Source organism: Cyanobacterium sp. T60_A2020_053 (genome assembly GCA_015272165.1).
GTDB lineage: Bacteria > Cyanobacteriota > Cyanobacteriia > Cyanobacteriales > Cyanobacteriaceae > Cyanobacterium.
In genome coordinates this window covers 1-22,012 of sequence record JACYMF010000055.1, presented here as the reverse complement: position 1 = coordinate 22,012, position 22,012 = coordinate 1, and the positions used below count along the sequence as shown (strand labels likewise).

Below are 22,012 nucleotides of genomic sequence, written 5' to 3'. Positions count from 1 at the left end.
GGTCATAGAAAACTATATCAGGGGTATGGAACGTGCCTCTTTAGACGCAGAGTCGCCAAGCTCTACTGAGTGCGGAAGCATGAGGCAACTTGGGGCGAAGAAGCGTCAGAAACGCATTTCTCAGCGTAGCGGAAATGCGTAGTTCATTATCAACAAGGATATATTGAGGGCGCTATTCTTAAGCCATTATCGCAATTTAACGCTTCAGAATTACTTTACTATGATAACGTTGTAGTTTATTGTCGCTCAGGAAAAAGGTCTCATCAAGCGGCACAACAACTCATTGATAAAGGGATGAAATCAGTTACGGAATTGTTGGGAGGTATTGAGGCTTGGCAAGACGCTAATTTACCCATTGTCAGTAGGTAAGCAAAAATAATTGTGTATTTTATTATTAACGTAGGGACGTTGTATGCAACTTATGATAAATAACGATTTGGCTTAACTCTTTAATTTATAAACATTTCACCCGAAGCCTGACACCTCTCCTCACCACTTCACTTTTTCATTAAGCCCGAATTAATATGCGTTTAATATTTGGATTAATTTTCGCCGTTGCCATTGGTTTAAGTTTAGGCTTAATTGGTGGCGGTGGTTCGATTTTAGCTGTACCAATTTTACGTTATGTGATGGGTATAGAAGCGCGCGAAGCCATTGCCCAAAGTCTTTTTATTGTAGGATTTGTGAGTATTATCGGCATGATTCCCCATTGGCGACAAGGTAACGTTAATTTACCTGTAGCGCTTAGTTTTATTCCTCCAGCGATGATTGGGGCTTTTTACGGGGCAAAAATCACAGAATTACCATTTATTACCGATACTATTCAACTGGTGGCTTTTGGAGTTGTGATGTTGATGGCAAGTATCTTTATGATTAGAAAAAGTCAGAAGGGCGCTAAAAAAGTTGATCAGCCTTCAGATATAGCTAAAAATAGAACTAAGCAAATTATTTTCACTATTATTCAAGGGTTAATTGTGGGTGTTTTAACCGGATTTGTGGGAGTTGGAGGGGGATTTTTAATCATTCCAGCCTTAGTTTTGGTGGGTGGTATTCCCATGAAACAAGCTGTCGGTACATCTTTACTAATTATTGCCAGTAATTCTACCAGCGCCCTCCTCGGTTACTTATCCAGTGGGGTTGACATGAATTGGGGTGTAACCATTGGTTTGACGGGCGCTGCGAGTGTTGGTATAATCTTGGGTGCATGGTTGAGTAAAAAAATTGACCCTCAATATTTACAAAAAGGTTTTGGTTTTTTTGTCCTCGCTGTGGCTATTTTTGTTTTAATTGTTCGGTGATGATAATGTTACAACTCTTTCTTTAAAATTGGTAATACTGGACAAGATGGAGATGCTTTAAAGTTAGTAGTATTACCATTATCTTCAAAAAATGACCAACTAAAAGGACTTTCTAATTCAGCGCCCATCCACAATAATTTTTTTGCCCTCGTCATTGCCACATACAATAAACGATATTCTTCATTTTTCTTGAGAGTATTTGCCTGTTGCCATGCTTCTTTATTATCCAAATAACCCTCAATTTTACCGTTTAATTTATCTTGATGAATTAAATATCTTAACTGTGCTTTTGCTATTTCTACTAAGTCAAAATCACCTATAAATGCACGAGTTTTACTAATAAAAAGTTCTCCGGGTATCATTTTTTCAATTAAAAAAGGCAAAAAGACATAATCCCAATCTAGCCCTTTTGATTTGTGCATAGTCATAATAGTTACTTGCCCTTTTCGAGTGTAAATACTTTCAGGATTATCCTCATTTTCATCTGCTTCTATGGAGTCAAAAGTTTCATTATTAATAATATTCTTTAAAGTCGAAATCATGCTTTTTAGGGAAACTTTACCCATAATTTCTTGTTCAATTTTTTGGTTAAGTTTATGACTGGTGGCTAATTCCCCTCGGTTATAATTTAAAACCATGGCAAGATAAGGAATAAGGCGATAAGAATTAATTTGCATCTTTGCTTGTAACAGCATAATTAATAGTTTTTTTGCCTTTTCTTCCTGTTGATTAATTTCTGTTTTTAAAGGGTCTGATTCAAAAAGTTGCTCTGCATAACCACTAATAAAATCAATATTTTCTAAAAAAATTATCTCTCTTTCTTGTAATATCTTTAAGCATTGTAAAAAAGATTCTTCAGAATGGGGAGTATCTAAAAATTGTAATAACCCTAAAATTTCTTCAGGTACATAAGAATAATTTGTTTTATCATCAATTAACCTAACTTCAATGCCGATTTTATCTCGAAGATAACTTAAATGATTCAATAAAAATTTACCTTGTTTTCTCTCTCTAACTAAAATAGCTAAAGAGTTATTTTTATCATCTTTTGTATTGAATAAATCTTCGATTTTTTGTCCAATTTTTTCTACAGTATCATAAAGATGATCTGTGTAAACAATTTCTACACCTTTACCCATCGGCTGAGGATTGGCATTTTTTTGTGGATCGTTTTTGCCTACTGGTTCGATAAATTGGTGACGGAAAGGTAATTCCGTTAAACTATCTGTATTATCGTCATTACGAATTTGGTTTATATATTCCAGCGCCCGATTCCCTGCTTTAATAATAGTCAGCGCACTCCGCCCAGCTTGAGGAATAGTCACTAAGCGATTAGAAAGCGCACATTGATCACAAAAATGATTAAAATAAATAGGGTCAGCAGATGTAAAAGTAGAATTAATAGCTTGATTAGGGTCGCCCACTCGTACTAAATTAGGCTCAAGATGAGGGTTATCATAATCACTGGCGAGTATGGTTAATAATTCCCCTTGTAAAGGGCTAGAATCTTGCGCTTCATCTTCAAAAACACCATAAATTAACTTTTGTTCAATTTTTCGAGCTTCAGGGTTTTTTAACACCCTTAGCGCCCCTAAAATCATATCATCATAAGTGATCAAATTACGCTCTTTAGTTAAGGCTTGATAATGATGATATAAACCACTAGCAATGGAAATTAATTGGTAATAATCTTTGCTATAGTGAGCATAATTAGCCAAATTCTCAGCCGTCAAACCAGAAGATTTCACTTCCGCAATTACAGTTTTCACAAAATTAGGTAAAATGTCCTTAATGACTATACCTTGACGGCGCAACCTTTCCGATTCTTCTCCAGCAAAGTCTTCTAAACCTTCGATTAAAGTTTGATAAAGAGAGGGATTATCCTTAACCCAATTATCAATGGTGGCGGTAATTAAATGATGATTAGAAGTGGGAAAAAAAAGACGACTATTATTAAGATCAATGCCAGATAATTGAGGATATTTAGAAGCAATATTTAGAGCTAAACTATGGATAGTTTGCACAGAAAAACCGACGGGAGGAAGCTGTAAATAGTTTAAATTGTTAATAATTTTTTCCTTAATACTAGCAGTAGCAGAACGAGTATAAGTAACAATCATTAATTGACGATAATTATTAAGTTTTTGCCTCGCAATAGTCAGCGCCCCTGCCACTGCCAAACTGTGAGACTTTCCAGCGCCCGGCACCGCAGTTACAGCCATTTTACCTGATGTCCATTGCGCCAGTTTATCTTGTCCCGGTCGTAAATTTTTCGTTAACTCTTGGATTTTTTGATCGAAATTAATCATAGGAATTATGAATTATGAATTATGAATTATGAATTATGAAAAACTATTAATTATCTCCCTCTGCTTCCTCTGCTTCCCCTGCTTCCCATCTCCTTATCATTTTTACGGTGGAGGGCGCTAGAATCAGGGGTAAAATCTACTAAACAATAATATTATGAATCCTCAGCAAATATTCAAAACATTTGTACTTACAAGCCCTTTAGTGGTAGCCTCATTATTGATTAATTTTAGCCAACCCAGCGAAGTTAAAGCAGTTGAAATTAAATTCAAAAATACTCCCACCGTAATTGCTAACACCAATAATCAAGAAATTGAGCAAGAATTTCCCTACCTAGAAAGAAATGAATATGGCGACTTAATTATTGAGTTTACGGAAGAAGAAAGCGATAGCGCCATTGAGTTATTCGGCTGTGACTGCACATCTTCTATTAATGCGCTTAGAAAAATGCGCGGTATCGCTAGAGGTGTAGAAGGAGAGCATTTAACCCCAGATTACCAAATCGCTGCCTGTCCTCATCGTTTATTTATCGGTGTTTGATCATTAAACATCTTCAAAAAATAAGGCTTCATTACCCGTTAATTTTAGTAGTTTTTATTGAGAAATTTAATGGGTGTCTTCTCTTTATATTTCAGATAGGCAAGGGTTAATAAAAGGCGCACATCCCCTTGCCCTTTGCCCGATACCAACCAATAATTTATCATACTCAAAATAAGAGAGCCTTCGTTGCCCTTTAGCAAAAATTCATGTTTCAGATTGACAATAGATAACTATAATAAATAATATCTCAAACAGCGAAGATCGATATGTCCATAAGCCCAGACAACTTAAACTTGTATCAGTGCGTTTTTAGTACCAGCGCCCTTCACCCCCCCGTATTACCCTTCTCTAGCCTAAAAGGGGAAGAAAATACCAGCCGTTATGCTTTGATGAATGATGATGACATTCTCAAACCCTTTGCCCAGTTGGGGGAAAAAAAATACTATCAAATTATTGTAGTCGATACCAAACCAGAAGAAAGATTTTCTCTTGACGAAAACTTAGAAAAAGTAACGGAATTTGATAAACAAAGTTTAATTGAGGCAGGAATCCCCGGTCTAGCTTTTCCCTACCTAACCCTGACCGAACACGCACCCATCGTCCCAGATTTATTCGATGCTTGGCAAGATAGCCACCAACAAGAATTTGTCATTATTGCCCAGAAAGATGAAAATTGGCAAAATTTTCACTCCTACCTATCCACAGGAGATGCTAACACCAATGATGTTTATGAACATTTACAAAAAATTGCCAAACTCTGGAAAAGTTTTCTCAAATTCAAATGTGCTCAAAGTCTTTTACATTTGGATAATTTAGGAATAAATAATGGGCAATTAGAAATTAATAAACTATATTTCGATCACCCTGATAATCCCCCACTATTGAGGCAATTAGTAGAAAGTTGGGCGATTGTTTTAGAACAAACTCAGCGCCCAGAAGCGGAAGCCATGGGAGAAGTAATGATGCAAGTAGAAAACGGCGAAATCGACGACATCAAACAACTACGTGCCACCCTTGATGCCCTGACAGAAGAAGCTCAATACAACTTTTTCACAGGGGATAGCGAAGATCAAGAATTTTTGATTCCTCCCGAAGATGAGTTAAATGAGCTCACTTCTCAATTTGATTTTGACGAATCAGATGACGAAGGAGAAGCCACGATGATTAATGAAACTGCTGATATTGATGAACAGCCTACAGTGGTTTTACCCATGCGTCTTTTGAGTCTCAATGATTCAGGGGTGAGCGATATTGGCATGAAACGAGGACATAATGAAGATTGTTTCGCCATCGATACTTCTATTCAAACAAGGGAAACACCTCAAGGGGTACACTGTAACGCTAAGGGGCTGTTTATTGTGTGTGATGGCATGGGAGGCCATGCGGGAGGGGAAGTGGCCAGCGCCCTTGCCGTGAAAACTCTATATAACTTTTTCCGTAACAACTGGGGAGATGAATTACCCACCCCAGAAGTCATTAATACGGGCATTTATAAAGCTAATCAGGCTATTTATCAAGCTAATTTAGCGAAAGGCACGATGGGCGCTGGGCGTATGGGAACGACTTTAGTAATGACCATGATACAAGGGACAAAAGTGGCAGTTGCCCATGTGGGAGATAGTCGTATTTATCGAGTGACGAGAAAATGGGGTTTAGAACAGTTAACCGTAGATCATTCCGTTGCCCAAGCGGAAATTAAGCAAGGAATTGAGTCACAAATGGCTTTTTCGCGCCCAGATGCTTACCAATTAACTCAAGCCCTCGGACCTCGTGACAACAGTTTTGTTAACCCTGACATTAATTATTTAGAAGTAAAAGAAGATACTTTATTTTTACTTTGTTCTGATGGTTTATCGGATAATAATTTATTAGAAAATAATTGGCAAAATGTGCTTTTACCTCTCATCAGTTCTAAAGCAAATTTGGATGAGGGCGCTGGGCATTTAATCGATTTAGCTAATCAAGTTAATGGTCACGATAATATTACCTGTGTCTTAGCACGGGTTAAAGTTCAACCTAATTTGGAGCAGAAAAACCCCATCTTATAATTAGGTGGTGCTGAAAAAGTGGAGTGGTGATGGTAATGTAGAATTTAGAATGTAGAATTAATAATTGTGCTTAAAGCCTTTTTATACAAAGGGTTTTCATTTATTTAGCAGACTTTTTTTTACCTTTGCCCTTTTAACTTTGCCCTTTGCCCTTTTGAATAGAGTTGTTGCCTATTGTGCCATTTTGAGAGAATATACTATAGGTGTTTTTGAGCATCATTGTTAAGATTTTGATAAAAAAAGAACCAGTATGATTTCTAGTAATGATTTTCGTCCGGGAGTAAGTATTGAATTAGATGGTAGCGTGTGGAAAGTAGTAGAGTTTTTGCACGTTAAACCGGGGAAGGGCGCTGCTTTTGTGCGGACTAAATTAAAAAATGCTCAAACTGGTAGCACGATGGAGCGTACTTTCCGTGCTGGAGAAACTGTGCCTCAAGCTAACCTCGAAAAACGTACCATGCAACACACCTACAAAGAAGGAGATCAATATGTGTTTATGGATATGGAAACTTTTGAGGAAATCAATCTCACAGAAGCTCAAATTGGTGACCGAGGAAAATATCTCAGGGAAGAAATGGAAGTAAATATTCTTTATTGGAATGATACTGTGTTAGATGTAGAGTTACCAACTTCCGTAGTTTTGGAAATAACGGAAACCGATCCGGGTGTCAAAGGAGATACCGCCACCGGTGGCACAAAACCAGCTATATTGGAGACGGGCGCTCAAGTGATGGTACCTTTATTTATTACCATTGGGGAAAAAATTAGAGTGGATACTCGCACTGATACTTATTTGGGTAGAGAAAACTAAAATGTGTTACTCTGGTTTGGTTTAAAATAAACCCTAACTAGATATTAAAAACCTTTAGATTAAAATAAATTAACAGTGCCAATAGATTTTAAGCAATTACAAGAATTTATTACCGCCATTGCCACCACTGATATTACTGAGTTAACCATCAAAGAGGGCGATTTTGAATTAATTATTAATAAAAGTAAAGGGGAAGTTATACTTCCTGCTAATTATAGCCCAGCGCCCCTCCCCCCAACCATCGCAACTCCAGCAGTAATAGAAACACCAACACCAGCGCCCGTAGAACCAGAAAAACCCACTAATGGTAATCAACGAGGGGATAATTGGAAAGAGATTACTTCCCCTATGGTGGGAACTTTTTATCGAGCTTCAGCGCCCGCAGATGCTCCTTTTGTGGAAGTGGGAGATAAAGTTGCTGTGGGTGGTGTAGTATGTATCATTGAAGCTATGAAGTTAATGAACGAAATTGAAGCGGAATTTAACGGGCAAATAGTGGAAATTGCGGTGGAAAATGGCGAACCCGTTGAATATGGTCAAACTTTATTCTGGATTGCCACTTGATAAAAAGGGCAAAGGGCAAGGGGCAAAGGGCAAAGGTAAATTTAAAGATAGCTTGGACTACCATTAAATTTAGTCACTTTTTAAAAGACGGGGTTTTAAACCCTTTATTATTCGATAAAGCCACTAAAAAACTATGAAAATAGGTATTCCTAGAGAAATCAAAGATCGAGAATTTCGAGTTGCTTTGACTCCCAGCAGTGTAAAAATTCTCACTGATCAAAATCATCAAGTTTGGGTGGAAGGTGAAGCAGGGGAGGGCGCTGGTTTCAGCAATGAAGCCTACGAAAACGCAGGGGCAACTATTACCGATCAACAAACCATCTGGGATCAAGATTTAGTGGTAAAAGTAAAAGAGCCTTTACCGTCTGAATATCCCTTGATCAAACAAGGACAAATTTTATTTACTTATCTTCACCTCGCTGCCGATCGCACTTTAACGGAAATTTTACTGAAAAGTGGCGTAACAGCTATTGCTTACGAAACGGTGCAATTACCTGATGGGCGCTTACCGCTACTCACCCCCATGAGTATTATTGCCGGTCGTTTGGCGGTACAAATTGGCGCGCGCTACCTCGAAAAACAGCAAGGGGGCAAGGGCATTTTATTAGGAGGCATCCCCGGCACTCCCCAAGGTCAAATTGTCATTTTAGGGGGCGGTGTTGTCGGCACAGAGGCGGCTAAAATTGCCGTAGGCATGGGCTCTCAAGTGACTATTTTAGATGTCAATGTTGACCGTCTAAGCTACTTAGAGAGCCTTTTTGGTTCACGGGTACAATTACTTTATAGTAATACTCCATCGGTGGCTCAAGCGGTGAAGGGCGCTGATTTGTTAATCGGTGCGGTGTTAATTACGGGGAAAAAAGCGCCCCTCCTCGTTACCAGAGACTTGGTGAAAACTATGGGCGCTGGTTCGGTTATCCTTGATGTGGCGGTGGATCAGGGTGGTTGTATTGAAACTTTGCGCACTACTTCCCATAGTAATCCTAGTTATGTGGAGGAGGGCGTAATTCATCTCGGTATCCCTAATTTGCCGGGCGCTGTGCCTCGCACTGCTACTCAGGCATTAAATAATAGTACGTTGCCTTATGTGGTCAAATTGGCTAATCAGGGCATAGGGGCGCTGAAACAGGATGCTTCCCTCGCTTTGGGTTTAAATGTTCATCATTATCGTCTTGTACATCCGGCAGTGCAACAGGTTTTTCCCGATTTACCCCGATAGGAGACAGGATGACAAGGAGACAGGATGACAAGGAGACAGGATGACAAGGAGACAGGATGACAAGGAGACAACGGGTGGTAATGAATAATTTAACTTTTCCCTTTTTTAACCCTTTGTCCTTTTAACTTTGTCCTTTTTTACACCTCTGAGTACAAAAAATCACTAGAATAAAAGATAAAGAAATGTTAAGTAATTAATTAAATGATTATTACTCAAGAGGAATATAAGCAACGGCGACGGGCGCTGATGACGAAAATAGGGGATGGGGTAGCGGTATTTCGTAGCGCCCCTACCGCAGTCATGCACAATGATGTAGAATATGTTTATCGTCAAGATAGCGATTTTTTTTACTTGACGGGATTCAACGAAGCGGAAGCGGTGGCAGTGATTGCTCCTTATCATGACGAGCATCAATACATTTTATTTGTTCAACCGAAAGATTTAAGTACAGAAATTTGGACCGGTTATCGAGTCGGGGTGGAGGGCGCTAAAGATCATTTTCACGCTGATGTGGTTTATCCTATCAATGAATTAAACGAAAAGTTATCAGAATATCTCGTCACAGGACAACGTTTATATTATCATCTGGGACGTGATACAGGGTTTAATCAAGTCATTATTAATCACTGGCAAAAATTACTAGCTACTTATCCGAAGCGAGGTTATGGACCAAAATCCTTGGAAGATAGTAATTTTGTTTTACATCCTTTACGATTGGTAAAAAGTGCTTCAGAAATTGAGTTAATCAGAAAAGCTACGGAAATATCAGTAAAAGCTCATCACCGCGCCAGAGAATTTGCCGAGGAGGGGCGCTATGAATACGAAGTTCAAGCGGAAATTGAGCATACCTTCCGCATTTTAGGGGCTGATGGTCCTGCTTATCCTTCCATTGTGGCATCGGGTGCTAATGCTTGTGTGTTGCACTACATTGAAAATAATCGGCAAATGCACAAAGGGGATTTATTGTTAATTGATGCGGGCGCTAGTTACAGTTACTATAATGGTGATATTACCCGCACTTTTCCCATCGGTGGTGATTTTTCCCCCGAACAAAAAGCTATCTATGATTTAGTTTTGGCTGCGCAGGAGGGCGCTATGGCACAAGTGAAACTAGGTAACACTTATGACCAGTATCATGATAAGGCAGTACTAATTTTAGTAGAAGGGTTAAAAGACCTTAAACTATTAAAGGGTGATACTGAGGAAATTATTAAAGAGAAAAAATATAAACCATTTTATATGCACGGTACAGGGCATTGGTTAGGTTTAGATGTTCATGATGCTGGAATTTACAAGACTGATAAGGAAAACTGGCAAGGTTTTCAGGTGGGTAATGTGATTACGGTAGAACCGGGTATTTATATTTCACCTTATATTACCCCCGCAGAAGGACAACCGGAAATCCCTGACTATTGGAAGGGTATTGGCGTGAGAATTGAGGATGATGTTTTAGTTACCACTACTGGTAATGAAGTGTTAACGGCAGGTGTGCCAAAGTAATAAACAAGGAAGGCAAGGGGCTTAAGCCCCTTATTCGTGTAAGATTAATTTTGCTCAATGTTAGGGGCATATAAAACTTCGGTATCTGCCAAGGTTACATCACTTTGATGAGATACTTTTTGTTGAGCAATAATTGCTAAAGATGATCTTACTTTACTTGCTACCTGCACGGTATCTGAGTCATAGGTGTTCGTGATCATTTTGGGATATAAACCAATACCGATGATAGGTAAAATTAGGCAGACGGTGATAAAAATTTCTCTCGGTTGAGCATCAACCCCAAAACTTGGTAAGTTCAAGTTATTTTCTTTTTTGCCGTAGAAGACGACTCTCAACATAGAGAGTAGATATATAGGGGTTAAAATTAAACCTACTCCTGCTAACACAGTCACAACTACTTTAAAAGTAGCACTGTAAGCGTCACTCTGAGCAATACCGAGAAATACTGATAATTCACTGACAAAACCACTCATACCGGGTAATGCTAAAGAAGCCATGGAAGCGATGGTAAATAGTGCAAAGGTTTTGGGCATTACTTTTGCTAAACCTCCCATTTCATCCATCATGAGGGTGTGAGTGCGCTCTTTAGCTACTCCAGAGAGATAAAATAAAGCGGCAGCAATTAAACCATGGGATAACATTTGTAGCATAGCTCCATTCATACCTAAATCGGTGAAAGAGGCGATACCGATTAAGACAAAACCCATGTGTGAGATAGATGAGGATGCTAAACGGCGTTTGAGGTTGGTTTGTCCGAAGGCAGTAAATGCGCCGTAAACTATGTTAATTACCCCTAATGTTACTAATAATGGGGCAAAATAAATATTGGCATCAGGTAAAATTTCCATATTGAACCGAATTAAACCATAACCACCCATTTTCAACAAAACCCCCGCTAAAACCATGGAGACGGGCGCTGAGGCTTCGCTATGGGCATCAGGTAGCCAAGTATGGAAAGGAAAAATTGGTAATTTTACGCCAAAAGCAATAAGAAAACCGATATAGGCTAAGATTTCTAGGGTTTGAGGATATTCTTTTAAGCCTAATTCGGTAATATTAAGGGTGAAGTTATCGCCATAGAATGCTAAGGCTAATCCTGATACAAGGATAAAGATGGAGGCTAAGGCAGTATATAAAATAAATTTGGTGGCGGCATAAAGACGTTTATTACCACCCCAAATGGAGATTAAAATATAAACGGGAACTAATTCTAATTCCCACATGAAGAAAAATAATAATAAGTCTTGGGCGGCAAATACTCCGATTTGGGCGCTGGAAAGAACTAATAATAGGAAGTAATATAGTTTTGATTTATTTTGCACTTGCCATGAAGCGAGGATGGCGAGGGTAGAAATTAATCCTGATAGAATAATCAAGGGCATAGAGATGCCATCTACTCCCAGCGCCCACCGCAATCCAATTTCAGGAAACCAGTTATAGGATTCTTGTAGTTGTAAGTCGGTAATGCCGATGGTAAAATTTTGCCAAAAGCCGTAAACGATTAAGCCAAAGTTTAATAAAGAAATGATAAGAGTATAATTGCGGATATTTTTACCGTATTTGTCGGGGATAAGGGGAATGGCAAGGGCGCCCACCAACGGTAAAGCTATCATTGCTGTAAGATATGGAAATTCACTAATAAACATAATTGCTAGTAACTTATACTTATTACACTATTATTATATTAAGTTTTGTTACAAATGCCTACTATGAAGAGCAAATCTTAAGATTTTAGGATATGGAACTATGGAAGCAGTGAAGAAGTCATTATTTTTTTATTTTCAATTCCATATCTTTTGTCCCTTTCTTGCATTTAATGAAGAAAATCCCCCAGCGCCCTTCCCATTTCTTCGAGGGGTGGTGTTTCTCCAGTCCAAATTTGAAAACCCACTGCGCCTTGTTGTACTAACATTTCAGTACCATCAATAATAGTAGCACCCTGTTGTTGTGCCTGTTGTAATAATAAAGTAGGGCTAGGATTATAAATCAAATCATAAACAATATGGCATGATGATAATAGTTTAATCTCAGATAATGATAAAGGGCTGAGGGCGCTATGGGGTGACATTCCCATGGGAGTAGTATTAACAATTAACTCACTAGCAGGAATTAAACTAGGTAATTGATCCATAGTATAAATATCAATGGGCGCATTTAATTGGGCATAATCCCAGCTATCTTTAAATTGTGCTAACTTTTCTTGATTACGCCCGATTACTTTAATATTTTTACATCCTAATTTAGCGCACCCCACCACTACGGCGCGCGCCGCCCCACCATTACCGATAATTAAAGGGGAAATATCCTGCCAACAGCGATTTAACCTTTGCAAAGGCGCCATAAAACCATCTATATCGGTATTTGTGCCATGCCAACCATCCGCCATGCGCCACACCGTGTTGACTGCACCGATGAGGAGGGCGCTGGGGGAAATATGCTTTAATAAAGGCATAACCGCCTGTTTATGGGGAATCGTTACATTAAAACCGTGAATACCCGTCACCCAAAAACCATTTAAAGCCGTTGCTAAATCTTCTCCTTTCACCGCAAAAGGCACATAAAGATAATCTAAGCCTTTCAATTCTAGCGCCCGATTTTGAATAATAGGGGATAAAGAATGCTCAATAGGATCACCAATAATCCCTAACAATTTTGTTTTACCCGTAATTTTTAATATCATTATTAATAATTCTATAAAATCAAAAGAAATAACACTACCATTAAAACCAAATAAAAATCTTCCCTTTTCAAGCAGGGCGTTTGCATTCTTAAAATTGTCATTTTCTCAAACTAGCTAACAGTCTAAAATTAAGAGGTTTTAAATTACTAATTAATCAATTATTATAAAATATTACTCCCCTCTCCTATGGGAGAGGGGTTAGGGGTGAGGGCAAAGCGTTTTGATACCCACTTTGCAAATTCTCTGCTTTTCAAAGGTGGAAACCTGATGGGAAGTCCCCTAAATTTACAAAGCATTCAAATATTGTTCATATTTTTCATAGATAACTAATCCCGGTATTTCCTCCTCAAAAACTTTAGGTTGCTTAAAATCTTCGGGGGGATATTCCTTTCTAATTGCTATTAATGGCTGATAAAATCTTACCCAATCTTTCAAGAGTACAACTAACTGTTGAAATTGAGCAAAAGACTGTTGATGTCTATTTCTCATGGCAATATATTGTAAAAAGAGAGCATAGGTTTGAGGAGTATTTTTAGCAGTAGGAACTTTAATAATCTGCCCTAATTTGACGAAAATTTCTGTATTAATTTGGACAATTACCATAAATTCTTTGAGGCTATTAAGATTTTTATCATAGAAACTATCAGCAATTTCAGCTACAGTTTTTAATAAAGAAAAATTACTGAGGTCATATTCTTTAAAAAGTGCTAATAATTTTAAACCTAACCTATCTTTAGAGAGAATATCTAACTGATTGCAATAAGATTGAATAGCCGCTTTTCCTTCTTCAGTTTTAACTTTAGGAATGATTTGAGCCACTTGCACTTCTACAAGTTTTTTAAACTCAGAAATGTCTAAATCTTGTTGTAAAAGTTCATAAACATAGTCATAAAAATCCTGTTGTGCATAACCTCGATAACGACTTTCTGTTTGCTCAATTTTGAGAAAACTATCTTTAGTTTCTAAAGCTACCCGTAACAAGTCTAAACTACTTTTTAAACCCTCAAAAGCACCTTGATCTTTGCTAACTTGGGCATTAATGGATAAAAAACTAATAAATTCTCTCCCCGTAAATTTTTCGCTGTCAATGGTGCGCATTAGCGCCCCGATATTTTTCATTTGACGAAGAGAATCTTGATAAATAATTACGGTACTTTCTGGTATTTCTTCCTTTGCATAATTAAGACTTTTTAGCCATTCTGTGAACCAATTTACAAAAGATGATTCTCCCCAAAGAGGGCGACTCCACCAACTATTTTGCTTTGCTTGATTTTCTTTGGTTTTCATAATACTCTCTCCGTATTACATTAAATTTTAAAATTGAGGGCTTTTTGTAAAACTTCAAGGCGCAAGGGTTTACTGATATAGTCATTCATTCCCGCTTCAAAACAAATTTGAGCGTCTCCATCCAGCGCATTAGCTGTCAAAGCAATAATATATGGTTGATGTTGATATTCTTCCCTAATTTTGCGAGTGGCGGTTAAACCATCCATTTCGGGCATTTGCATATCCATCAAAATTACATCATAGGGTATCTTATCAAGTTTTGCTAATACTTCTTTGCCATTACAGGCAACATCAGCGGTGTAGCCTAATTTTTTTAGGGTTAACAAAGCTACTTTTTGATTAACCCGGTTATCTTCGGCAAGAAGAATGGTTAAGTTAGTGTCTTTTCCCTCGTTATTAGTTTGATTTTGTGCAGAAGACGGAGAATGATTGATTTCTACTTCTACAACGGTTTCTACTATGATATTAAAATAAAAAGTTGAACCTACTGAGGGTTGATAATCTTGATTATACTGCCAATTTTCAGGAGGATCACCGCCAATTTTACCGTTACTCACTGCCCAAATTTTCCCCCCCATCAGCTTAACTAAACTTTTACTGATACTCAAGCCTAATCCTGTGCCACCAAACTGCCTACTGATGGAGTTATCCGCTTGGGTAAAGGGTTTGAATAAAAGAAAAATGCGATCTTCAGCGATACCAATACCAGTATCCTGAATACTAATAAATAATTCTTGTTGATTATGGTTGAGACGGCGCGCGCCGATGGTTAAGACAACTTCACCTTGATTAGTAAATTTGATGGCATTACCTACTAAATTAAGTAAAATTTGCCGTAAACGGGTGCAGTCTCCTCGCACCATTTCTGGCATAGATGATTCAATTTTGGTGCGAAAATCAATGTATTTTTGAAGTGCTTGTTGTTCAAATAATTTAGTGATAGAATCAATCACTTGGGGTAAATTGAAGATGTGATTTTCAACGGTGAAATTACCTGATTCGATTTTAGAAAAATCAAGAATATCATTAATAACAGTTAAAAGAGTTTCACCGCTATCTCGGATCGTTTGTACTAAGTCTTGTTGTTCTTCATTAAGGGGAGTATCTTCTAGTAGTTTAATGATACCGATAACTCCATTCATAGGAGTGCGGATTTCGTGACTCATGTTAGCTAAAAATTGGCTTTTGGCTTGAGTTGCCCTTTCTGCTTTTTCTTTGGCTTCTTTGATGGCAATTTCTGATTCTTTGCGAGTGGTGATGTCGATTAAAAAACCTTCCCAAATAATGTCACCGTTAATTTGTTTACTGGGAATGGCAGCGGCTTCAAACCAACGGTAATTATTATCGGGCATTTTGAGGCGCACTTCACCCTGAAATGGTTGTAAGGTGTTAGCCGATTTTTCCATGTTGTCTTTAACTAAGGAGATGTCATCGGGGTGGATTCCTTGCCAAAATACATCGCTAGATTTAAGCAGAGATTCGCCGGAAATACCGCAAAGTTCGTGACATTTTTCACTAACACTGATAAATTTATCTTTACCATCAGCGCCCTTCACATATTTATAAATCACACCGGGTAGATTTTGATTACGTTTGGAAGTTATTACCCCCAAAAAAGCCATTAAAATCAAAGCCGTGCCAGTCATGACGAGGGTAAAGGAGAGATTGCGCCCTAATTCTCCCTGTAAAGCAGATTGAGGGATTACCGTCACCATTAACCAATTTAATCCCCCTTCATCTTGATAGGGTGTCACTTTAACATAGGTTTGATTCGATAAACGGATTATTTCGGGAGGAATATTTTGCCATTGTCCATATTTTTGTAATAATTCTTGACTAACTTCATTAATTAGTGGTGAATCAACGGTTAAAGCTGACAATCTCTCGCCTTTTCCGTTTAAAAATAAGCTATTAACTACGTTTTCTGAGTTGGCAACCATTAACCCCGATGGCTCGATAATGAAGATATGTTGTTGAGGATGGGTTTTAATTTGGGCTAAAAATTGATTGATCTGCCCTAATTCTATATCAACGCCAAATACTCCGATTAACTGATTATTTTGATCACGGAGAGGGGCGCTGGTGGATATACTAATCATGTGGTTAGCTTCTTCATCGCCCCAAAAATAAATATTACTCCAAATACTCTCTTTAGCGTTGACGGCATCTTGATACCAAGATGTTTGTAAAATTTTGCTATCTTTGATAATTTTTTTGATTTCTAGTATATTTCCTTCGTCATCCGTATTGTGAATGACTAAATCACCCGGTTGAGATGATTTCATCAAAACAATTTCTAACTCTTTTGCCCAACGATTGACATAACCAGCGCCCGTAAAACTACCATCAGCGCCCCCCACATTAACATAAGCAAAGTCAAATTGTTTAACTTGATGATAAAAATATTGAGCTAAATTTTCTTGATCTTTTAAATCAATTAACCCCGTTTGATAGGCTTCTATATTAAGTTGATTAATGGCTTGGGCTTTATCTAAATAGGTGTCAAGATAGTGTGAAGTGCGCTGGCTAATATCCGTCATGGTGTTATCAGCGAAATATTCCACCGTCTGCATGCCATTACGATAGGAAAAATAGCCCACTAAACCAACCACTAGGGAGGCTTGAATGGTAAAAGGTATTAACCTCAGCCAACGCACAGGCAAACGCAAAAATGACAAGTTTGAAGATAAAGCAGGAAAAAACATTTAGATTTTTCAACGGGCAAAGGATAAAAGGGCAAAGTTAAGGGAGGTTTCAGGTAGCAGGTAGCAGGTTTCAGGTTTAAAACCCTTCCCTCCATAGACTTTTGTACAAGAAAAAGATCAATAAACATAAGTTTCTTGTCAATTCTTTAACCTAACACCGGGACACCCGACACCAACAATTAATTCTATTTTTGCGTAACATTCAGTTTCATAACTCATAATTCAGAATTCATAATTCATTCCTTCCCCAATCCGTTACCTAGAAAATGGGTTTTTTCGTGTGCCAGTCGGTAGCGTGTTGAAAAGCGTAACCAACTTTAAATAAAATATCTTCCCTCAATACATTACCAATTAATTGCATACCAATGGGTAAATTTTGCCCATCGAAACCGCAAGGAATACTCATGCCGGGTAATCCAGCGAGGTTAACAGGAATAGTCATTAAATCCGATAAATACATGGTAAGAGGATCATCAGTTTTTTCTCCAGCTTTAAAAGCCGTAGTGGGAGAAGTGGGAGAAATTAACACATCCACATCAGCAAAAGCCTGATCAAAATCTTGTTTAATTAAAGTTCTCACTTTTTGCGCTTTGAGGTAATAAGCATCATAATAACCTGCCGAGAGGGTATAAGTGCCTAACATGATACGTCTTTTTACTTCCTTACCGAAACCCAGCGCCCGTGTCTTGGTGTACATTTCTAGTAAATTTTCACTATCTTCCCGTAAACCATATTTAACGGCATCATAACGGGCGAGGTTGGCAGAGGCTTCGGAGGGCGCGATAATGTAATAGACTGGTAAACCGTAGCGAAAACGAGGGCAAGAAATTTGTTTAACCACAGCGCCCATCCCCTCTAATACTTTAACCCCGTCATGGACAGATTGGGCTACTTCGGCATCTAAACCTTCTCCAAAAGTTTCCGTAATAATACCCACTTTGACACCCTGTAAATCGGTGCTAAAAAATTGCGTATAATCAGGGATTTCCACTTTTAAACTGGTGGAATCTTTCGAGTCATACCCAGCAATGGCGCTAAGGAGGAGGGCGCTGTCTTCTACCGTTTGGGCAAAAGGACCAATTTGATCCAAAGAAGAAGCATAAGCCACTAACCCGAAGCGAGAAACTAAACCATAGGTCGGTTTTAAGCCCACCACGCCACATAAAGACGCTGGTTGACGGATCGAGCCTCCCGTATCTGAACCGAGGGAAACGACGCATTCTCCCCCTGCTACGGCGGCGGCTGAACCACCAGAAGAGCCTCCCGGCACTCTGGTTAAATCCCAAGGGTTAGCGGTAACTTGATAGGCAGAATTTTCCGTTGAGCTTCCCATGGCAAATTCATCAAGGTTAGTTTTACCGAGAATAATCGCCCCTTGTTGGTGTAGTTTTTCTGTCACGGTGGATTCATAACTAGGTTTAAAATTTTCTAGTATTCTTGAACCACAAGTGGTGGGAATACCTTTGGTGGACATATTATCTTTAATGGCCATGGGGATACCTTCAAGGATGCCAATTTCTTCGCCCCTACTGATTTTCTCGTCCACTCGGCGCGCACCGTCTCGGGCTAAATCGGCAGTGATATGCAAAAAACTTTTTAATTGTGGCTCTCGTTGTTCAATAATAGTTAAATATTCTTCGGTGATTTCTCGGGCGCTACGTTCTTTATTTTTTAGTTGTTGATGTAAATTAGAAATAGAAGGCATAAATATATTTTGCTTTTTTAATTGTCAAACTTCAATTATAAAACCCTACCGTCTTTTCCTGACTTATTACTTATGGAAGAATAAATCAAGGGCTTACAGCAGTTTTCATTTCCTTAAACTACACTTTAGATTGTCACAAAGACTCTCTTTGCGTCTTCGCGCCTTTGCGAGAAACAAAAAACGTGATTTATTCGTCCGAAATGTGTTGTAATATCAAGTTCGGATAATTAGTTATTAAAAGATTGTATCTTCGCAATTTCCTCACCGTGTAATGAATTACACGGCTAATGATTTTACGTTCAATAAATTGAACTAAGATTATTTTTAATTGATTTATGAGTAATCAAACGAACTTGAAATAAAATCCTCTAAGTTAATTAATCATTATCCATTGTCCATTATTCATTGCCCTTTTAAGATAGAATAGTCAATGCAAAATAGCTTTATCATAACCATGACCGAAAAATTAACCCCTCAAAATCCTACCGATAAGACTCCTCCAGAAGGGGAAAATGTGATTAAGGAAGTTGTCCAAACCATTATTCTTGCTTTGTTTCTTTCTTTTGGCATTCGCACTTTTGTAGCGGAAGCGCGCTATATTCCTTCTTCTTCTATGGAGCCAACTTTACAAATTAATGATAAGTTAATTATCGAAAAAATGACTTATCGTTTTCGCACTCCAAAAAGGGAAGAAATTATTGTTTTCAATGCCACAGAAGCATTACAAAAAGAGGGTTTTAATTCGGCTTTTATTAAGCGCGTGATTGGCATTCCGGGAGATGAAGTGATGGTTAAAGATCGAGTTGTGACAGTTAACGGAAAAGTAGTTGAAGAGGATTATATCAAAGAAGCGCCCTCCTACAATTTCGGTCCGGTGGTAGTGCCTCCTGATAATTATTTAGTATTGGGGGATAATCGCAATAATAGCTATGATTCCCATATGTGGGGTTATGTGCCGAAAGATAAAATAGTGGGGAGGGCGCTGGTGCGTTTTTGGCCTCCTAATCGTCTCGGCGTTATTGATTCTGCTGAGTGATAGGAAGAAGGAAAAAGTAAGAAATTTTAATACTTAATTATCAACTGACGTTACGCACTGATTCAAATGTTAAGTTAAGGGAGGTTTCAGGTAGCAGGTTTCAGGTTTAAAACCCTTCCCTCCATAGACTCTTGTACAAGAAAAAGATCAATAAAGATAAGTTTCTTGTCAATTCTCTAACCTAACACCGCGACACCAACAATTAATTCTATTTTTTGCGTAACATCAGTTATCAATTATTTTTCGTCAACTACTAAATAGTCTGCCACTTGTTGGGCAAGGTGTTTTAAATCGGTGAGATTCTCTTGATAGGGAAAATATCCTAATACAGGGGTTTGGGTGAGAGATTCGATTAGTTTTTGGGGTGTCCAATTTTCTATGTCTGTTTGGCTACAGGGGGTAACACAGTTAAAAATAATCCCTTTGAGTTTGATTTTGTGATGGCGCGCGAGGGCAACATTGGCTACGGTATGAGCAACAGCACCCAATTTTACAGGTACTATTAAAATTGTTTCTAAGCCCCAACTACTGGCAATATCAGCAACGGTTAATTCATGGGTAACGGGTGAGCCTAAACCGCCTAGGGTTTCTAATAAGACTATATCTTTTGTTTGGGCTAGTTGTTGATAATTTCGCCAAATGAGATCAATATCAATGGTTTTTCCTTCCAAATCGGCGGCGATGGGAGGGGCGAGAGGGGCGCTGAAACGTTGAGGAATGACTACATCATCAAAAAATTGTCGGTAAAATTCAGCATCTCCTATTTCGCCTGTTTGTAGTAGTTTCATCAATCCTGTGGACATTTGCGGAAAGTAGTAATGATAATAAGCTCGTAATGCAGTAGTAATAATAGTTTTACCTGCGTCTGTATCTGTTGCTGTAATTAATAAAGTAGTCATAAATGAGTTATGAATTATGAATTATGAATTATGAGTTGTAATTCCTTCCCGCCTGCTGTTGGGTTTCGTTAGCTCAACCCAACCTACGTTGAATTTCTCCCCAGCGCCCTCCAAACATCCAGAAAAGTTAAGAGGTGATTAAAATTAGTTGAAGCAAAAGTCTAAATATATTGTAAAGTGGAATACGGAAGTAAAACATAATCTAGTCTAAATCGACTAGGATAAGTATTAATATTATTAAATCTTACGAGGTTAAAGAATTTGCCGTGAGTAGTTCTCCCACTTTAACACTCAGCCCTATGTTACAGCATCAAGTCACCGACAATAATCGTCTTAGATTATTTTCTGGTTCGGCTAACATAGGACTTGCTACGGAAGTAGCGCGCTATCTAGGCATGGATTTAGGCCCCATGATTCGCAAAAGATTCGCTGACGGTGAATTATATGTGCAAATCCAAGAGTCCATTCGAGGGTGTGATGTTTATTTGATTCAACCCTGCTGTAATCCTGTTAATGATAATTTGATGGAATTGCTGATTATGATCGATGCTTGTCGGCGCGCTTCGGCACGGCAAATTACCGCAGTGTTACCCTACTATGCCTATGCTAGGGCGGATCGCAAAACCGCTGGGAGGGAGTCCATTTCTGCTAAATTGGTGGCTAATATCATCACCGAAGCCGGTGCTAATCGGGTTTTAGCCATGGATTTACATTCCGCCCAAATTCAAGGTTATTTTGATATACCTTTAGACCATGTTTATGGTTCTCCGGTAATTCTTGATTACTTAAATCAAAAGAATTTGGATGATTTTGTGGTGGTTTCTCCTGATGTGGGAGGGGTAGCGCGCGCCCGAGCTTTTGCTAAAAAACTTGATGATGCGCCCCTCGCCATTATTGATAAACGTCGTCAGGCTCATAATGTGGCTGAAGTGATGAATGTCATCGGTGATGTGAAGGGCAAAAATGCCATTTTAGTTGATGATATGATCGACACTGCCGGAACTTTGTTGGAGGGCGCTAGGTTACTGAAGAAGGAGGGCGCTAAGAAAATATATGCTTGTGCTACCCATGCGGTTTTTTCAGGTCCAGCTATTTCTCGTCTTTCTAGTGATGTATTTGAAGAAGTTATCGTCACCAATACTATTCCTGTACCTCTTGATCATTATTTCCCTCAGTTAAAAGTCCTCTCCGTGGCTAATTTACTAGGTGAGACTATTTGGCGTATCCATGAGGATAGTTCGGTAAGTATCATGTTCCGGTAATATGACGGTGACGGGCGCTCGGTGACGGGCGCTTTTTTAATTCTTTAGTATTTATCTTGAAATGTGAGTGAAAGACCCCCGTTGAATTTCTCAACAAAAAAAATACCCACTGAAATCAACGGGGGATGTAAACGAACCAACAAAAAAATCG

At 38.5% G+C, this 22,012-nt stretch carries 17 protein-coding genes; 10 read left to right on the top strand and 7 right to left on the bottom strand.

Annotated features, from left to right (window positions below; translation table 11 throughout):
* Nucleotides 1-162: 162 nt before the first annotated feature.
* Complete coding sequence (locus IGQ45_07535) at nt 163-369, top strand: rhodanese-like domain-containing protein (protein MBF2057064.1); 207 nt, start codon at nt 163-165, stop codon at nt 367-369.
* 155 nt (nt 370-524) lie between these two features.
* The gene (locus tag IGQ45_07530) at nt 525-1,298 is read left to right on the top strand and encodes a sulfite exporter TauE/SafE family protein (protein ID MBF2057063.1); all 774 of its coding nucleotides are present in this window, start codon (nt 525-527) and stop codon (nt 1,296-1,298) included.
* 8 nt (nt 1,299-1,306) lie between these two features.
* Here IGQ45_07530 and IGQ45_07525 read toward each other — a convergent pair whose 3' ends face one another.
* The gene (locus IGQ45_07525) at nt 1,307-3,607 is read right to left on the bottom strand and encodes an ATP-dependent helicase (GenBank protein ID MBF2057062.1); all 2,301 of its coding nucleotides are present in this window, start codon (nt 3,605-3,607) and stop codon (nt 1,307-1,309) included.
* A gap of 154 nt (nt 3,608-3,761) precedes the next feature.
* On the opposite strand from IGQ45_07525, the gene IGQ45_07520 reads away from it, so the two are divergent.
* The 6 genes from IGQ45_07520 (at nt 3,762) to IGQ45_07495 (ending at nt 10,287) form a co-directional block, all read left to right on the top strand.
* Nucleotides 3,762-4,145, top strand: a complete 384-nt coding sequence (locus IGQ45_07520) for a hypothetical protein (GenBank protein MBF2057061.1) — start codon at nt 3,762-3,764, stop codon at nt 4,143-4,145.
* A gap of 266 nt (nt 4,146-4,411) precedes the next feature.
* Nucleotides 4,412-6,193, top strand: a complete 1,782-nt coding sequence (locus tag IGQ45_07515) for a serine/threonine phosphatase (protein ID MBF2057060.1) — start codon at nt 4,412-4,414, stop codon at nt 6,191-6,193.
* Nucleotides 6,194-6,443: 250 nt separating this feature from the next.
* Nucleotides 6,444-7,004: an elongation factor P gene (gene efp / locus IGQ45_07510; GenBank protein ID MBF2057059.1), complete on the top strand. Its 561-nt coding sequence runs from the start codon at nt 6,444-6,446 to the stop codon at nt 7,002-7,004.
* 75 nt (nt 7,005-7,079) lie between these two features.
* On the top strand, nt 7,080-7,568 hold the full coding sequence (gene accB / locus IGQ45_07505) for an acetyl-CoA carboxylase biotin carboxyl carrier protein (GenBank protein ID MBF2057058.1): 489 nt from the start codon (nt 7,080-7,082) through the stop codon (nt 7,566-7,568).
* Nucleotides 7,569-7,701: 133 nt separating this feature from the next.
* Entirely contained in the window at nt 7,702-8,787 is a 1,086-nt protein-coding gene (gene ald, locus IGQ45_07500; protein ID MBF2057057.1) for an alanine dehydrogenase, read from the top strand.
* 201 nt (nt 8,788-8,988) lie between these two features.
* On the top strand, nt 8,989-10,287 hold the full coding sequence (locus tag IGQ45_07495) for an aminopeptidase P N-terminal domain-containing protein (GenBank protein ID MBF2057056.1): 1,299 nt from the start codon (nt 8,989-8,991) through the stop codon (nt 10,285-10,287).
* A gap of 44 nt (nt 10,288-10,331) precedes the next feature.
* On the opposite strand, the gene IGQ45_07490 is transcribed toward IGQ45_07495, so the two are convergent.
* From IGQ45_07490 to gatA, 5 genes are all read right to left on the bottom strand, one after another.
* On the bottom strand, nt 10,332-11,927 hold the full coding sequence (locus IGQ45_07490) for an NAD(P)H-quinone oxidoreductase subunit 4 (protein ID MBF2057055.1): 1,596 nt from the start codon (nt 11,925-11,927) through the stop codon (nt 10,332-10,334).
* Nucleotides 11,928-12,100: 173 nt separating this feature from the next.
* The gene (locus tag IGQ45_07485; GenBank protein ID MBF2057054.1) at nt 12,101-12,964 is read right to left on the bottom strand and encodes a shikimate dehydrogenase; all 864 of its coding nucleotides are present in this window, start codon (nt 12,962-12,964) and stop codon (nt 12,101-12,103) included.
* Nucleotides 12,965-13,252: 288 nt separating this feature from the next.
* On the bottom strand, nt 13,253-14,254 hold the full coding sequence (locus IGQ45_07480; protein ID MBF2057053.1) for a hypothetical protein: 1,002 nt from the start codon (nt 14,252-14,254) through the stop codon (nt 13,253-13,255).
* Between the two features lie 20 nt (nt 14,255-14,274).
* Nucleotides 14,275-16,959 (bottom strand): response regulator, encoded by a 2,685-nt coding sequence (locus tag IGQ45_07475; GenBank protein ID MBF2057052.1) that lies wholly within the window; start codon nt 16,957-16,959, stop codon nt 14,275-14,277.
* 259 nt (nt 16,960-17,218) lie between these two features.
* Nucleotides 17,219-18,664, bottom strand: coding sequence for an Asp-tRNA(Asn)/Glu-tRNA(Gln) amidotransferase subunit GatA (gene gatA / locus IGQ45_07470; GenBank protein MBF2057051.1), 1,446 nt, complete (start codon nt 18,662-18,664; stop codon nt 17,219-17,221).
* Nucleotides 18,665-19,118: 454 nt separating this feature from the next.
* On the opposite strand from gatA, the gene lepB reads away from it, so the two are divergent.
* On the top strand, nt 19,119-19,700 hold the full coding sequence (gene lepB / locus IGQ45_07465) for a signal peptidase I (GenBank protein MBF2057050.1): 582 nt from the start codon (nt 19,119-19,121) through the stop codon (nt 19,698-19,700).
* Nucleotides 19,701-19,936: 236 nt separating this feature from the next.
* Here the strand turns inward: lepB and bioD are convergent, their stop codons facing one another.
* The gene (gene bioD / locus IGQ45_07460; GenBank protein ID MBF2057049.1) at nt 19,937-20,599 is read right to left on the bottom strand and encodes an ATP-dependent dethiobiotin synthetase BioD; all 663 of its coding nucleotides are present in this window, start codon (nt 20,597-20,599) and stop codon (nt 19,937-19,939) included.
* Nucleotides 20,600-20,898: 299 nt separating this feature from the next.
* Here bioD and IGQ45_07455 point away from each other — a divergent pair, with 299 nt between their 5' ends.
* On the top strand, nt 20,899-21,861 hold the full coding sequence (locus tag IGQ45_07455) for a ribose-phosphate pyrophosphokinase (GenBank protein MBF2057048.1): 963 nt from the start codon (nt 20,899-20,901) through the stop codon (nt 21,859-21,861).
* The last annotated feature ends 151 nt before the right edge of the window (nt 21,862-22,012 follow it).